Origin of the sequence: Halorubrum trueperi, assembly GCF_042662525.1 — an archaeon.
Taxonomy (GTDB): Archaea; Halobacteriota; Halobacteria; order Halobacteriales; family Haloferacaceae; genus Halorubrum; species Halorubrum trueperi.
Genome location: NZ_JBHSXI010000001.1, coordinates 667,318 through 681,348 on the forward strand (window position 1 = coordinate 667,318; position 14,031 = coordinate 681,348).

At 67.8% G+C, this 14,031-nt stretch carries 15 protein-coding genes; 9 read left to right on the top strand and 6 right to left on the bottom strand.

All coding sequences use genetic code 11. The features are described 5' to 3' along the window. Positions 1 to 71: 71 nt before the first annotated feature. Positions 72 to 692, top strand: a complete 621-nt coding sequence (locus ACFQEY_RS03445; protein ID WP_379764809.1) for an HAD family hydrolase — start codon at positions 72 to 74, stop codon at positions 690 to 692. Between the two features lie 30 nt (positions 693 to 722). On the opposite strand, the gene ACFQEY_RS03450 is transcribed toward ACFQEY_RS03445, so the two are convergent. Together ACFQEY_RS03450 and ACFQEY_RS03455 are read right to left on the bottom strand one after the other, a co-directional pair. Continuing rightward, positions 723 to 1,649 (bottom strand): MBL fold metallo-hydrolase, encoded by a 927-nt coding sequence (locus ACFQEY_RS03450; RefSeq protein ID WP_379764811.1) that lies wholly within the window; start codon positions 1,647 to 1,649, stop codon positions 723 to 725. 5 nt (positions 1,650 to 1,654) lie between these two features. Further along, complete coding sequence (locus tag ACFQEY_RS03455) at positions 1,655 to 3,553, bottom strand: radical SAM protein (protein WP_379764813.1); 1,899 nt, start codon at positions 3,551 to 3,553, stop codon at positions 1,655 to 1,657. 105 nt (positions 3,554 to 3,658) lie between these two features. On the opposite strand from ACFQEY_RS03455, the gene ACFQEY_RS03460 reads away from it, so the two are divergent. Next, positions 3,659 to 4,054, top strand: a complete 396-nt coding sequence (locus ACFQEY_RS03460) for a hypothetical protein (RefSeq protein ID WP_379765107.1) — start codon at positions 3,659 to 3,661, stop codon at positions 4,052 to 4,054. A gap of 297 nt (positions 4,055 to 4,351) precedes the next feature. Here ACFQEY_RS03460 and ACFQEY_RS03465 read toward each other — a convergent pair whose 3' ends face one another. Next, positions 4,352 to 5,194: a DUF7847 domain-containing protein gene (locus ACFQEY_RS03465; RefSeq protein ID WP_379764815.1), complete on the bottom strand. Its 843-nt coding sequence runs from the start codon at positions 5,192 to 5,194 to the stop codon at positions 4,352 to 4,354. 82 nt (positions 5,195 to 5,276) lie between these two features. After that, positions 5,277 to 6,614 (bottom strand): UDP-glucose 6-dehydrogenase AglM, encoded by a 1,338-nt coding sequence (gene aglM / locus ACFQEY_RS03470; RefSeq protein WP_379764817.1) that lies wholly within the window; start codon positions 6,612 to 6,614, stop codon positions 5,277 to 5,279. 143 nt (positions 6,615 to 6,757) lie between these two features. On the opposite strand from aglM, the gene ACFQEY_RS03475 reads away from it, so the two are divergent. Genes ACFQEY_RS03475 through ACFQEY_RS03485 form a run of 3 tightly spaced genes read left to right on the top strand, consistent with a single transcriptional unit; the run spans position 6,758 to position 8,540 of the window. Beyond that, positions 6,758 to 7,327: a TIGR04206 family protein gene (locus ACFQEY_RS03475; RefSeq protein ID WP_379764819.1), complete on the top strand. Its 570-nt coding sequence runs from the start codon at positions 6,758 to 6,760 to the stop codon at positions 7,325 to 7,327. Between the two features lie 46 nt (positions 7,328 to 7,373). After that, the gene (locus ACFQEY_RS03480; protein WP_379764821.1) at positions 7,374 to 8,279 is read left to right on the top strand and encodes a ZIP family metal transporter; all 906 of its coding nucleotides are present in this window, start codon (positions 7,374 to 7,376) and stop codon (positions 8,277 to 8,279) included. Positions 8,280 to 8,330: 51 nt separating this feature from the next. Next, positions 8,331 to 8,540 carry a hypothetical protein gene (locus ACFQEY_RS03485; protein WP_379764823.1) on the top strand — a complete coding sequence of 70 codons (210 nt, stop codon included), beginning with the start codon at positions 8,331 to 8,333 and terminating at the stop codon, positions 8,538 to 8,540. Between the two features lie 29 nt (positions 8,541 to 8,569). Here ACFQEY_RS03485 and aroC read toward each other — a convergent pair whose 3' ends face one another. Further along, entirely contained in the window at positions 8,570 to 9,757 is a 1,188-nt protein-coding gene (gene aroC, locus ACFQEY_RS03490; protein ID WP_379764825.1) for a chorismate synthase, read from the bottom strand. 120 nt (positions 9,758 to 9,877) lie between these two features. Here aroC and ACFQEY_RS03495 point away from each other — a divergent pair, with 120 nt between their 5' ends. The 3 genes from ACFQEY_RS03495 to hpt all read left to right on the top strand — a co-directional run bounded on the left by ACFQEY_RS03495 (position 9,878) and on the right by hpt (position 11,687). Then, positions 9,878 to 10,099, top strand: a complete 222-nt coding sequence (locus ACFQEY_RS03495) for a hypothetical protein (protein WP_379764827.1) — start codon at positions 9,878 to 9,880, stop codon at positions 10,097 to 10,099. 99 nt (positions 10,100 to 10,198) lie between these two features. Next, complete coding sequence (locus ACFQEY_RS03500; RefSeq protein WP_379764829.1) at positions 10,199 to 10,978, top strand: enoyl-CoA hydratase/isomerase family protein; 780 nt, start codon at positions 10,199 to 10,201, stop codon at positions 10,976 to 10,978. A 139-nt stretch (positions 10,979 to 11,117) separates the two neighbouring features. Next, positions 11,118 to 11,687, top strand: a complete 570-nt coding sequence (hpt, locus tag ACFQEY_RS03505) for a hypoxanthine/guanine phosphoribosyltransferase (RefSeq protein ID WP_379764831.1) — start codon at positions 11,118 to 11,120, stop codon at positions 11,685 to 11,687. 171 nt (positions 11,688 to 11,858) lie between these two features. Here hpt and ACFQEY_RS03510 read toward each other — a convergent pair whose 3' ends face one another. Then, positions 11,859 to 12,905, bottom strand: coding sequence for a glutathione S-transferase family protein (locus ACFQEY_RS03510; RefSeq protein WP_379764833.1), 1,047 nt, complete (start codon positions 12,903 to 12,905; stop codon positions 11,859 to 11,861). 290 nt (positions 12,906 to 13,195) lie between these two features. Here ACFQEY_RS03510 and ACFQEY_RS03515 point away from each other — a divergent pair, with 290 nt between their 5' ends. After that, on the top strand, positions 13,196 to 13,840 hold the full coding sequence (locus tag ACFQEY_RS03515; protein ID WP_379764835.1) for a helix-turn-helix domain-containing protein: 645 nt from the start codon (positions 13,196 to 13,198) through the stop codon (positions 13,838 to 13,840). The last annotated feature ends 191 nt before the right edge of the window (positions 13,841 to 14,031 follow it).

Below are 14,031 nucleotides of genomic sequence, written 5' to 3' on the forward strand. Positions count from 1 at the left end.
GTGACCACCGGCTGATCGGCCTTCGCGCGGACCGACAGCTTCAATCTCGTTTTCGTCCTAGGGACGATATCGTGGCAGTCACCTTTGATCTGTTCGGGACGCTCGTCGACGTCGAGTACCCTGTCGACCCCGCTGAGGTCGTCGCGCGCGAACTCGAGTCGCGAGGCGTCGCCGTGCCTGACGATTGGCACGTCGCGTACGGCGAGCGGCACGTGGACGCTCCGACCGGCGCAGAGGTCCCGCTCCCGGCCCACGTCGCGCACGCGCTCGACTCCCGCGGCGTCGACGCCCCGGGGAACATCGTCCGCCACGCCGTGGTAGCGGCGTTCGATCCAGACGTGACCCGACGCGACGGCGCGTTGACCGCGGTCCGAGACGTGGCGGCGCACGGCCCAGTCGGCCTGCTCTCGAACTGCGCGGTGCCGGAGCTCGTTCCCAAGACGCTGATCCGCGCCGGACTCCGCGGGGAGTTCGACGCGGTCACGACCAGCGTCGGCTGCGGCTGGCGAAAGCCGCACCCGAACGCGTTCGAGGCGGTCGCCGCCGCGCTCGAAGTCTCATCCGAGACGCTGGTCCACGTCGGCGACGACCCGGAGACCGACGGCGGCGTCGTCGACGTCGGCGGACGGTTCGTCGACGTCACCGAAACCCCCCTGTCGGCGGTCGCCGCTGAGCTTGAACCCGAGCCCTGACCGCGCGGCCGGGCCCCGCCCTCCGTCGGTCTATCGGCCGCCGATCCGCGCCGTCCACTCCCCTCCGATTTCCCCCTCCGCGACGAGCTTCTCGAGATGGGCGACCACCGTCGCCCGCGCGAGGTCCTCGACGCCCGTCAGGTCCTTCTCGTAGGCGCAGGAGAGGACGGCGTCCACGTCGTTCGCGCCGCCGGCGACCGCGTCGAGGACCGCTCGCTCCCGCGAGAGCCGGTGATCGATAAGCCGCCGACAGACGGCGTCCGGGTCGTCGATCGGCGGGCCGTGGCCGGGTCGGAGTCGATCGAATCCGGCGTCACGGACTCGTTCGAGGCTGGCGAGGTAGTTGCGGAGGTCCCCGTCCGGCGCACCGACCGCGACGCTCCCCTCTGCGACCGCGAGGTCGCCGCAGACCAGTTCGCGGTGCGGTTCGTTGCCATCGTCGCTGTCGCCGTCGGCGGTACCGTCGCGGGGAGTCCCAGGCTCCTCGACCGCGACCTCCGCCGCGAACGCGACGTGGTCCGGCGCGTGCCCGGGGGTCTCGAACGCGCGCACGCCGGCCCCTCCGACCGGGTCGCCGTCTCGGAAGGTGCCGTCCGGATCGATCCCCGTCGCGTCCGCGAACCGATCGACGTGGTCGGCGTGCGCGAACACGGTCGCGCCGGTCAGGTCGGCGTACTCGGCGACCGCGCCAACGTGATCCGGATGGGTGTGCGTCACCGCGATCGCGTCCACTCCAGCGGGGTCCGTCTCGTCGACATCGGCGTCCCCGTCGGCGGACCTCGATCCGTGGACGCCGATCGCACGGTCCAACGCTCCCGTGCGGGCCGCGGGGTCGACGAGGAGCCCGCCGATCACGTAGGCGTTCGTCGTCCCCTCGGGCGCGCGGGTATCCACTTCGACCTCGATGCGGGTGATCGACGGCGGCGATTCGGGCAGCGACGCTTCGGACGACGGCATCGGTCTCAGTCGCCGCGGCCGGCGGGTGAGCGATCGCCGCGGTCGGCCGGGGACTCGCCGCGATCGAGTCCGGAGCGCGCCGCCGGCCCGGGACCCGATCCGGCCCGGTCGCGGCCGGGAATCGGAACGTCGACGTCGTCGACGACGGCGAATCGCGAGAGGTCCGCGACGCCGGTGTCGACCTCGTCGAGCGAACCGTATGGTCGCCCCACGACGACGTCCCCGGCCGTGCTCCGGTTGATCCCGGGGACCGCGGTCAGCTCGTCCATCGACGCGGCGTTGACGTCGAGCGGGTACGGGACCCCCGTCACGGAGCGGTAGCCGTGGTCGGTGATCGCCACGTCGATCGCGGTCCCGAGCTCGCGTTCGCCGGGGACCGCGACGAGGAGGGCGTACGTGCCGAGCTGGCGACCGAACGTCTTGCCGTCCTGGTGGTATTCCAGGTGCACGTCCGGGAGGACCGTTCCCGGCGGGACGACCCGGTCGAGCATCGGGTTGTCGACCGTCTCGCGGACCTCGCGTTTGTACGCCTGGAACTGGTCTTTGTGCTCCTGTGCGATGTCCGCGCCCGTCTCGGCCATCTCCGTGCCCGCGAACGCCATCACCTGCCGAATGTTGATCCGGCGGAGCATCAGCCCCTCGTCGTAGACGGTCTGGAGGAACGCCTTGTTGTGCTCGTAGGTCTCCGGCCGCTCGCCCGCGAGCCCGTGGACGAGGTTGATCCCGGGGAGCAGCTTCGGGAGCCGCGGCGAGGCGTCCGGCCCGGTCGACGGCCCCGTCACCCGGTCGTCGGTACCGGGCGTCGTCTCCGGGGCGTCGCCCGGCCGCCACCCGCCCTCCTCGTTGACGACGCGTACGGCCTCCAGGCACTCCTCGGCGGTGACGAGCAGGTTGTTCTGCTCTTGGACTATCGGGTCGGCCGATTCGAGCCCGAAGGCGGCAGTGTCGCCGGGCGTGTTGTGCGCGGCGATGACCCGGATCGCCTCGCGGGAGGCCTCGGGGTAATCGGTGATCGTCACCGGGTTCATGTTGTCGAGGTGGAGCGTCCGCAGGTCGGGCGCGACGTCGCGGATCCCGCCGTACAGCTCGCGAAGCGCGTCGGGGTTCGGTGCCTCGCCGTCGCCGCCGAACGCGAGGATGTCGGCCTGTCGGCCGAGACGGAAGTGTTTGACTCCCCGGTTCGAGAGCGCGTCGACCTCGTCGACGACGGACTGGGCCTCGCGGAACGCCGGGCTCCCGTAGAGGGGCTCGGTACAGAACGAACAGCGGTACGCGCACCCGCGAGAGGTCTCCATCTCGCAGATGAGGTAGTCGGGGTGGTTCGGGTGCTGTTCGACGACAAACGCCCCCTTCTCGGCCCACCGGTCGATTTCCGGGTTGTCCCGCATCCGGTTACCGAACCCCTCTAACCCCTCGCGGACGAGGTCGTGGGCCGCCGCCTCCACGTCGCCCATGGCGACGAAGTCGTAGTCGAGGTCGTCGCGCTCCGTCTCCTGAGCGCCCGCGTTCTCCTCGCCGACGCCGAACCGCACGGGACCGCCCAGCAGGGTGACGCCGTCCGCGGTCCAGCCCAGTTCGCGCACCTCGTCGGGCTCTGCAGGGGTGCCACCGACGTACTTGCCGGGAACGGTCATCCCGCCGACGTAGACGAACAGGTCGGCGTCGGCGACGTCGGCGTGCTTGCCCCGATCCTCCCGGAGTTCGTCGATGGTGTGGTAGGTGATCTGCGTCTCGGGAACGCCCGCGTCGACGAGTGCGCCGGCCGTGTACCGTGGATACGTCGAGATGTACGGCGGGACGCCGAAGTGCGCCGGCTCGTCGACGTAGCCGTCGACGATGGTGACGGAGAGGTCGTTCGGGTCGGGCGGGAGCGAGCCCCGATCCGACGCGGGCGAATCGGTCATGTTGCCCCACCGTAGTCGGCCGAGACGGGAAAAGCGTGCGGAACACGTGGGCTCGCCAGATCGCTTATGAGGATTCGGCCGAAACCGACGCTTGTACCCTCTATGATGCCCTCCGAAGCGTCCTCTCGCAGACGGCGACTCGGACGGTCCGCCGCGCTCGTCGCGGTCTGCGCCTTCGCGGCGGTCCAGTTCTACGCTGCCGATCCGCAACCGTGGGGGCTCGCGACTGCGTGGGCGGTCGCCACCGCCCTCGTCCTCGGGCCTGTCGCATGGCTGGCGCGAGACAGGCTCTCGGCGGACCGGCGAGCGACGCTGATGTACGTCGCCTTCGGCGTCGGGCTTCTCGTCGCGTCGGTCTGGCTTGGCGTCGCGCTCGCGTTCGCACCGCGGCTCTTCCCGTACGGCCCCGGCTTCCTCGCCGGCGTGGCGCTCGGGACGGGCATCGTTGCGCTCGCGGAGCGGACGTTCGTCCCCGAGCGGCTGCGCGTTGCGGGGCTCTGACTCACGTCGGTGTCACCGACCGCGCGAACCGCTCAGTCCGACGGAGGATCGATGGTGGAAAATCGCTAGCGGGAGCGAGTGTTACAGACCGTCGCCGCCGCTATGCCACGGAAAGAACCGAGCGCGACAGCGACGGCTGCTTATAAATAAACGAGTCCTGTCGCCGGCGACTGGGGCGTTGGAAGCGGTCACCGTGTCAGCGTCGAGTTAGTCGCGATGTATAGCCGGCAGATGCCAATTCATCGCATCATCAACGACACAGCAACAGTTCCCCGCCGGCGGCCTGGTATCGATCGATCAGGCGTCGCCCGCGACCGGGCCGGGGCTGATCCGCTCGTAAAAGGCGACGGAGTACGTCGCGTAGAGCGCGCCGAACACCCCGGTCAGGAGGATGTATCCGACCGCGCCAGCGACGAGGAGCGCCGGGGTTTGGTCGATGGAAATGAGCGACACCGCCGGGCTGCCCGGCGGTTGTGGGGTGAAGACGAACGACGCGGCGGCGGCCAGCGTGCCGACGAGGAGGCTTCCCGCGCCGAGTATCACGGTGTATCCGATCACGCTCAGGAGGTTCGAGCGGACGAGTCCGGCGCTCCGACGGAAGCCGGCGACGAGGTCGGTTCCGTCGAGTACGACCGCGTGCGCGTAGAACTGAATGAAGACGGTGACCACGATGTACGCGAGGAGCAGACCGACGCCGACTATCGCGGCGACCACCAGCAGCGTGGTGTTCGCCCCGAAGCCCGACGCAGCGTCTACGCCGCCGACGGAGCCGCCGACGACGGCGATGAGCACGCCCATGAAGGTGACGAACCCGAAGACGAGGTTCAGCGCCAGCAGGACGAAGTAGCCCAGGAGCAACGAAACGTAGTTCGCCTTTCCGGTCGCTACCAGCGTTCCGAGGCTCGTTCGCCCCGCGAGCGCCTCGCTGGCCATGCCGAGCACCCCGCCCTGGAAGAACGGAAGTGCGAGCACCATGACGCCGAACGTGGCGAGCGATAACACCCCTGCGAGGATCGGTTGCCCGGGCTGTACGAGCAGGTTGGGAAGCTGTGAGAGCCCGAACAGCGCCGTGACCGCGACGAGGATCGGGTTGCGAACGACGCCACTGACTGCCGGACGGATGGATTGGAGGGCCGCCATGCGAAATACTTTCTCGGCTGGTATATAAATCCGGCTCAGTCGACCGCCCTCCCAACGCCCGATCACCTCGTGAACCGCTCGATCACCACGTAAGCCCCTCGTACGTCAGCCCCTCGCGCCGCTCGATCACTCGCCGCCCGTCGATCACGACCGGACCGTCCGCTCCGTTTGGGATCGTCATCGCGTCGAAGGCGTCGCCGAGCGCCGCGAACTCGTCCCAGTCGGTGACGACGAGCGCGGCCGCCGCGCCGTCGAGGGCCGCGTCGGCCGAGTCCGCGTACTCGATCCCGGGGAACAGCTCGCGCGCGTTCTCGGCGGCAACGGGGTCGTAACCGACGACCTCCGAGCCGCGCTCGCGCAACCCTTCGACGATCGGGATCGCCCGGGAGTTCCGGACGTCGTCCGTCCCGGGTTTAAAAGCGAGGCCGAGTACCGCCACGCGCTCGCCCGCGACGTCGACGTGGGAGTCGAGGAGGTCGAGCATGCGTTCGGGCTGCCCGTCGTTCACCGCGACGGCCGCGTCGAGGAGCGCGGGCTCGTACCCGGCCTCGCGGGACGCGGCCCGGATGGCGTCGACGTCCTTGGGAAAGCAGCTCCCGCCGTAGCCGACCCCCGACCGGAGGAATTTCGCCCCGATTCGGTCGTCGAGCCCGACCGCGTCCATCACCTCGTACGCGTCGATTCCGAACCGCTTGCAGATGTTCCCGAGGTCGTTCGCGAGCGAGATCTTCGACGCGAGGAAGGCGTTGTTCGCGTACTTGATCATCACGGCCGTCTCGGGGTCGGTTCGGACGATCGGCACGTCCGCGTCGGTCGACGCGAGCAGCGGATCGTAGAGGGTCTCCAACCGCTCCGCGGCCCACCCAGACTCGGTCCCGAAGACGAGCTTGTCCGGGTGCTGGAAGTCGTCCACGGCGGACCCTTCTCGGAGGAACTCCGGGTTGGTCGCGAGCTCGACGCGATCGGCGGCCTCGCCCGCGCCAGCACGGAGCGCCTCCCGGATCTCGCGGACCCCCGGCGGCGTGACCGTGCTCTTGACGACAACGAGGTGGCGGTCGCCTTCGGGGGTCGCCCCGTCGTCCTCGGACGCGGCCGCGATCGCCTCGCCGGTCATCTCGGCGGCCGCGGTGAGCGGGCCGAGGTCGATGCTCCCGTCCTCGCGGGAGGGGGTCCCGATCGCGAGGAACGTGACGGCGGCGTCGGGGACGCCGTCGTACTCGGTAGTCGCGCGAAGCCGGTCGTTCGCGTGATCGGCTAGCAGGTCGTCGAGTCCCGGTTCGTGGATCGTCGCGCGGCCGTCGTTCACCGCCGCGACGACGTCCGGATCGATGTCGACGGCCGTCACGTCGTGGCCAACATCGGCGAGACAGGCCGCGAGGGTGGTCCCGACGTACCCGCTTCCGACGACTGTGACTTGCATACTACAGTACGCGCCCCCCGACTCAAAGAGCGTTGCGCGTCCGATCGAGACGAACTGTGCCCTCTCGGGTGGGTACCGTCCCGATTCCGAACGGACGAGTGCGTCCCGGGCGATACTTATCTACGGCCGCTCGAGACGACATCATGTCCGGAGGTCCACGTCGGCTCGAGGGTTCGGCGGGATCCACCGGTGAGGACGACCGGCGGATCGACGGCCGACTGGGGTGGGTCCTCGTCGTCGGCTTGCTCGCCGTTCCGATGGTGGTGGTCCCCGTCGGAGACGGGCTCACGGTCGTGAGCCTCTGGGGGTTCCTCACCGCGGCGGAATCCGGCGGGTCCGCCGCCGGCTCGGTCGGCGGGTCGCTCAGCTTCGGCGGGTATTCGGTGTGGACCTACTTCCTCGATCAGTCGCGTCCCTTCGCGTCGCTCCCGGCGTCGATCCGGGCGTGGCCTCTCGCGATCGGCTTCCACCTCCTCGCCGCGGCCAGCGCGACCGCCGGCGTGGCACTCGACCGCGAGGACCGGCGCGTCACCGGTGGGCTGCTCGCACTCGCGGCGGCCGCGAGCCTGTGGGTGTCCGTCGGCCTCGCGGCGCGGTTCGGCGTCGGAACCACGTCCGGTTTGTTCGCGGTGATTCCTTCCGGCGCGCTGGCGACCGCCGCGGTCGCCGCCGGCGCGTACGGGCGGGACCTCCGAAGCGTGATCGAGCGGTGAGTCTGCCGTGGCCGAATTTAAATACAAGCGGCCGAAACCGCGCCACATGACCACCCTTCCGGCTGTCGTGACCATCAGCGGCGTGGCGGGGGTCGCGACGGGTCTCGGAGCGCTTCCGGTGTTCGTCCGCGCGCGCGTCACCCACCGGATCTACGACGCCGCGTTGGGGCTCGCGGCGGGATTGATGGTCGCCGCCAGCGTCTTCGGGTTGATTCTCCCCGGAATGGAGGAGGGGACCCTCGGGGAGGTCATGGTCGGACTGCTCCTCGGCGGTGGCGCGCTGCTCGGCGGGAACTACGCGATCCCACACCTCCACGCCCAGTACCGCGCCTGGCTCCCGGAAGGAGGCGCGACGAGCGACGACGCGGCGTCGATCGGGAGTCCGTTCGCTTCGGGACCCGTGGAATTGACAAACGGACCCGTTGAGTTGGCCGACGGACCTGACACCGGGACGGCCGCCGCGGCTGACACCGAGCGCGAGCAGCGCGCCGCCCGCGAGGTGACGTTCCGGAAGGCGCTGCTCATCGGCGGCGCGATCACCCTCCACAACGCGCCCGAGGGGCTGGCTATCGGCGTCGCCTTCGCGTCCGGATTAGAGGAGGTAGCGCTGCTGCTCGCGGTCGTGATCGGCCTCCAGAACGTGCCGGACGGATTCGCCTTCGCGGTGCCCATGGCCGACACCGGGATGTCGAACCTTCGGGTGCTCTGGTACACCACGCTCTCGGGGGTCGTCCCGCAGGTAGTCGCGTCGGCTTTCGGCTTCTCGCTCGTCTCGCTCGCCGCCGGACTCTTCCCCGTCGCCTCCGGTTTTGCCGCGGGCGCGATGCTCGCAGTCGTCTTCCGCGAGCTGATCCCCTCCTCGCACGGACACGGCCACGCCGACGCGGCGACCGGCGCGTTCCTCGTCGGGTTCGTGCTACTCGTCGTCGTCGACGAACTCGTCGTGGTGTGAGTCGCGCAGGACCACGACGGCTTTTCAACCGAGCGTGTCCTTCTTCCGGACATGTCCACGACCGTGTCGACGCCCGACGCCGACGAGACGTGTGCGCACTGCGGCTCGCGGATCTTCGACCACGACCCGATCTGCGTGCGCGACTGCGACGACGGCTGCGGCTCGCCCACGTACTTCTGCAACTACGCCTGCCTCTCGGCGCACGTCGAGGATAACGACCTCACCGCGGGGGACGCCTGCGAGTGGTCGCCTGAGGAGTGAGCACCGACGGACCGGACGACCGTCGCTCGCTACTCGTTGTCCGGGCTGCTCGGGTGGTAGTCGGTGTCGTACTGCCCCGGGTTGCCGTCGACGCGATCGGGGTTGATACGGCCGGCGAGCAGCATGAAGTCGAGGACGGTACAGTACAGCATCGCCTCGACGACGGGGACGGCCCGCGGCGGGAGGACGGGGTCGTGGCGGCCGACGACCTGCACGTCCTTCTCCTCGCCCGTCTCCCAGTCAGCGGAGCGCTGCTTTTTCGGGATCGAGGTGGGCGCGTGCCACGTCGCCTCGCCGTAAATGGGCTCGCCGGTGGTGATTCCGCCCTGGAGCCCACCGTGGTCGTTGCCGACGGGGACCGGGTCGCCCTCCTCGCTCTCGACGTGGTCGAACGACTCGCCGTCGTCGAACGTCCAGTCCTCGTTCCGGTCGCTGCCGGCCACGTCGACGGCGGCCGTGCCGAGGCCGAACTCGACGCCGGTCGTCGCCGGGATGGAGAACATCGCCTGTCCGAGTCGACTCGGGAAGCCGTCGAACCGAGGCGCGCCGAGCCCTCGCGGGACGCCGCGGCACTCGAAGTAGATGGAGCCGCCGATGGAGTCGCCCTCCTCCTGATACCGTTCGATCAGCTCCTGCATCTCGGCGGCCGCCTCGGGGTCGGCACAGCGCACGTCGTTCTCCTCGCTGTTTGCGAGGATCTGCTCGAAGCTCACGTCGGCGGCCTCGACGTCACCGATCTGGTTCACGTGCGCTTTGATCTCGACGTCGTGCGCCGAGGCGTCGAGCACCTGTTCGGCGACCGCGCCGGCCGCGACCCAGTTCACCGTCTCGCGCGCTGAGGAGCGTCCGCCGCCGCCCCAGTTGCGCGTGCCGAACTTCGTGGAGTAGGTGTAATCGCCGTGCGAGGGACGCGGCGCGGTGACGTACGGCTCGTACTTGCCCGAGCGCGCGTCCTTGTTCTGGATCACCATGCCGATCGGCGTCCCGGTGGTGTACCCGTCCTGCACGCCGGAGTTGACGACGACCTCGTCTGGTTCGCCCCGGGAGGTCGTGATCATCGACTGGCCCGGCTTGCGCCGGTCGAGCTGCGCCTGGATCGCCTCCTCGTCGAGTTCGACGCCCGCGGGCACGCCGGACACCGTCACGCCCATCGCGTCGCCGTGGCTCTCGCCGTAGGTCGTCAGCTGGAAGAGCCGACCGAACCGATTCCCGTTCATACCCGACCGTATAGCCGAGGGCATATAGGGATTGCAATCCGCGCGAGCGGTCAGCCCGACGACTCCCGCTCCGTCGCCGCGACCGGTGGTAGTTTATCAACGGGCCGCGATCGTCTAGCCGTGCGCGATCGCCTCACCTCCGACCTCGGCGTGTACGCCCTCTCCGGACTGTTCTCCCTCGTCGTGTTCGTCGTCGCGCTGGCGATCCTCTCGACGACCCTGCCGGACGGGCTCGGCGACCGCCAGCTTGTCGGACTCGTCGTCGGGTACCTGCTGTTCGTCGGCGCTTACGCGACCGCGTGGTTCATCTACAGCGAGATTGACAGCCGCGAGGAGACCTGAGCAGTGATCAGAACGTAACCCGGTCGCGGTCGGGTGGCGGCGACGCCGCAGTCGTTCCGGCTGGCGAACCGTTTTCACCCTCCTCCGCGAGGGGCCGGTATGACGTGGGACACGATCACGCTGGACGTCGACGCCGGTAGCGATGTCGCGACCCTGACCGTCGACCGACCGAACCAGCTCAACGCTCTCACCGTCGAGACGCTCGAAGCGATCGAGGCGGCCCTGTCCGAGGCCGCGTCCGCCGACGTCCGCGCGCTCGTGCTGGCCGGCGCGGGCGACGACGCGTTCGTCGCTGGCGCGGACATCTCCCACATGGTCGATCTGTCGACCCCGGCGGCGCAGGCGTACGCCGAGCTCGGCCACCGCGTCGCCGACGCGATCGAGTCGTTTCCGGCACCGACGATCGCGGCCATCGACGGCTACGCGTTCGGCGGGGGCTGCGAGCTCGCGCTGGCCTGCGACCTCCGGGTCGCCGCCGAGAGCGCGGTGCTCGGGCAGACCGAGATCGACCTCGGCATCGTCCCCGGCTGGGGCGGCACCCAGCGGCTCTCGCGGCTCGTCGGCGACGAGACCGCGAAGCGACTTGTCTTCCTTGGCGAGCGAATCGGTGCAGCGGAGGCGGCCGAGATCGGCCTCGTCGGCGAGGTCGTCCCCGACGGGGAGTTCGACGCTCGGATCGACGGGCTGGCGGCGGAGCTGGCCGCGAAGCCGGCGTTCGCGATGCGGGCCGCGAAGGAGGCACTGAACGCGGCCGACGAAGGAACGGGGTCGGCGGGACTCGCGTTGGAGCGCCGGGCGTGGTCGGGACTGTTCGGCACGCACGACCAGCGCGAGGGGATGCGCGCGTTCCTGGAGAAGCGCGAGCCGGAGTTCGAGTAGGTCGCGGTCGAGGGTGACGACGATCTCGACCGCGGCACCTCGGCCCGCCCCAGCGACGTCACAATCACGGGCCGTGCCATCGGCGTCCACGGAATCGGGGGATCGCCACGCTTTATTAATCCGCCCGAGTACCGGCGACATGGACCAGTTGCGGCAGTCGCTCCTCGACGCGCCGATCATCGAGAAAGGCGAGTACCAGTACTTCGTCCACCCGATCAGCGACGGCGTTCCCATGCTCGAACCCGAACTGCTCCGGGAGATCGTCATCCGGATCATCCGGAAGGCGGAGCTGGAGAACGTCGACAAGATCGTCACTCCGGCCGCGATGGGGATCCACATCTCCACCGCGCTCTCGCTCATGACCGACATCCCGCTCGTCGTCATCCGCAAGCGCCAGTACGGCCTCGACGGCGAGGTCCCGCTGTTCCAGGAGACGGGCTACTCCGAGTCGGAGATGTACATCAACGACGTCGAGGAGGGCGACCGCGTCCTCGTGCTCGACGACGTGCTCTCGACCGGCGGCACGATGAAGGCGATCCTCGACGCGCTCACGAACGAGGTCGGCGCGGAGGTCGTCGACGTCGTCGCCGTGATCAAGAAAGCCGGCGAGAACGAGCTCGACGACACCGACTACAACGTCAAGACCCTCATCAACGTCTCCGTCGAGGACGGCGAGGTCGTCATCGTCGACGCGCAGGGAGACGAATAGACGCGTTCGGCATCGTCGGAAGCCGGGTCACTGCTTTTCTGTCGTTTCCGTCGTTTCCGTCGGTGATTCGGTGATTCGGCGAGCGTGTCCGCCGCGTCGCCGCTGCGTCTCACTCGTCGCAGTCGAGGTGATACGGACGCGAACGTCGCCGCTGGGCGGGTCCTCGCGGACTCAGTCCGCAGCGTTCGGCGTCGGTGCGTCGCCGCCGAGTCGATCGCGGTTGTGTTCCGCCTCCCAGTCGAGATTGGGTCCGCGCGCGATGATACCGGATGGCGTCACGTCGGGATGAGTCGTGTAGTAGTGCTCCTTGATATGGTCCATGTTCACGGTCTCGGCAACCCCCGGCGTCTGGTAGAGATCCCGGAGGTACGGCCAGAGGTGCTCGTACTGGTGAATGAATCGCCGGTTACACATGAAGTGCGTGTGGTAGACCTGGTCGAAACGGACCAGCGTCGTGAACATGCAGACATCGGCCTCCGTGAGCGAGTCGCCGACGAGGTAGCGCCGGTCTGCGAGGCGGTCGTTCCAGCGATCCAGCGCTCCGAACAGTTCGTCGATCGCCTCGTCGTAGGCCCCCTGGGACGTCGCGAACCCGGCGCGGTAGACGCCGTTGTTGATCGGCTCGTAGATCTCGGTGACGACCTCGTCGACGCGCTCGACGGTCGCCTCGTCGGTCTCTTCCGTTCCGCCACCGTCCGGCAGCAGCGAGACGTTGTTGCCGAGGTCGTCGAACGCGGTCGAGAGCATTCGCAGGATCTCGCGAGACTCGTTGTTGACGATCGTCTCCGTCTCGGTGTCCCACAGCACGGGGACCGTCACGCGGCAGGTGGCGTCCGGGTCGGCCGCGACGTACAGCTCCCGGAGGTAGTCGCTGCCGCGGCGGTGATCCCGGGTGCACCCGTCCTTCTCGGGGGAGAACTGCCAGCCGTCGTCGCCCCGCCACGGATCCACGACGCTCACGCCGATGGCGTCTTCCAACCCGAGCAGCGACCGCGCGAGCAGGGCCCGATGGGCCCACGGACAGGCGTATGACACGTAGAGGTGATACCGGCCCGCCTCGGGGTGGAACCGTTCGTCCGGCTCGTCGTCGACGTGGTCGGGCACGTCGCTGCCGGCGATCCAACTCCGGAACGTCGTCTCGCCGCGCTCGAAGGCACCGTCCTCGTTCGTGGTCTCGTATGCGTCCGTTCGCCACTCGCCGTCGACGAGTTTGTTCATACCGGACCAACGGGCGCGAGCCTCATAACGTGGCCGGGGACGTGCGGGTCACCGCCCGGATCGACAGGCTCAGCTCCTCCGGGAATTGTGGAATGGTTGTGAGTGAGTTCTTCGAGCCTTTGTAGAGTTCCCAATTACCACCGGGAGAATATTTGATTGCGCGAAAACACTGGTTTCGTTGGTCTGGTCGCGTATTTGTTCTCCGTAAGCAACTGTTTTGTATGCGAATGGTATGTCTATTAGTATCACGAAAATGCGAAGATCGATTACGATACCGACGCACAACTTCAATGAATCTATTCGTTGATTTCGAATTCACACCGACGGATTCCGTATTGGAATCGATCGCGGAATCTAATTCCGAACTCGTGATTAGAGTTCCGCTGCTGCTCACCCTCGAACGCTCGATCGTCTGTTATAGCGTTTTTATTGGTGACGGAGCCGAGGAGAGTGTTGACTCCCTCAGAAAAGAGGACACCATAACCTCGATACGGATCGTCGATCGACCTGCAAACGCGCTGCTCGTCTCGCTCGAACTTCCGCTACGTACCGGATCACTGCTGGGGAACATTGCCAACTTGCGCGTCGAAATCGTCGAGGCGGTCAAGACGTCTGAAACGTGGCTATTTCGGCTTCGGTGTCCGAACTACGAAATATTACACGAATTCGTCGAGCGGTGTGAACGAAACGACCACGGCGTTCACGTCGAACGTGTGTACGAGTCAGCCAGTGACCAGGGGCTTCTCAACGCCGTTCTCACGCCGCAACAGGAGGTTGCGCTCCGGGTCGCCTGTGACGCCGGGTACTTCTGTGTCCCCCGAGAGAGTTCGCTCAAGGAGCTAAGCGACGAACTGGACGTTTCCGATTCGGCAGTTTCCCAACGACTCCGTCGAGGAACTAATGCACTCCTTTCGATGCTGTTCGACGGGACCTAACGCAGTCGATTTTAGGCGGTCGTCACCGCTTTCGTCGATCGTCTAAGGGCCCGAAATAGTTTGTGAGACGCCGTTCGCCAGCCGCTTTCGATCCTCAAAACGAGGTATCTGTTCTGATATCGTGTCTCAGTCATTAAGCAATGGTTATCATACATATCAATTCGACAGACATAGCTAAATACAAATTATTC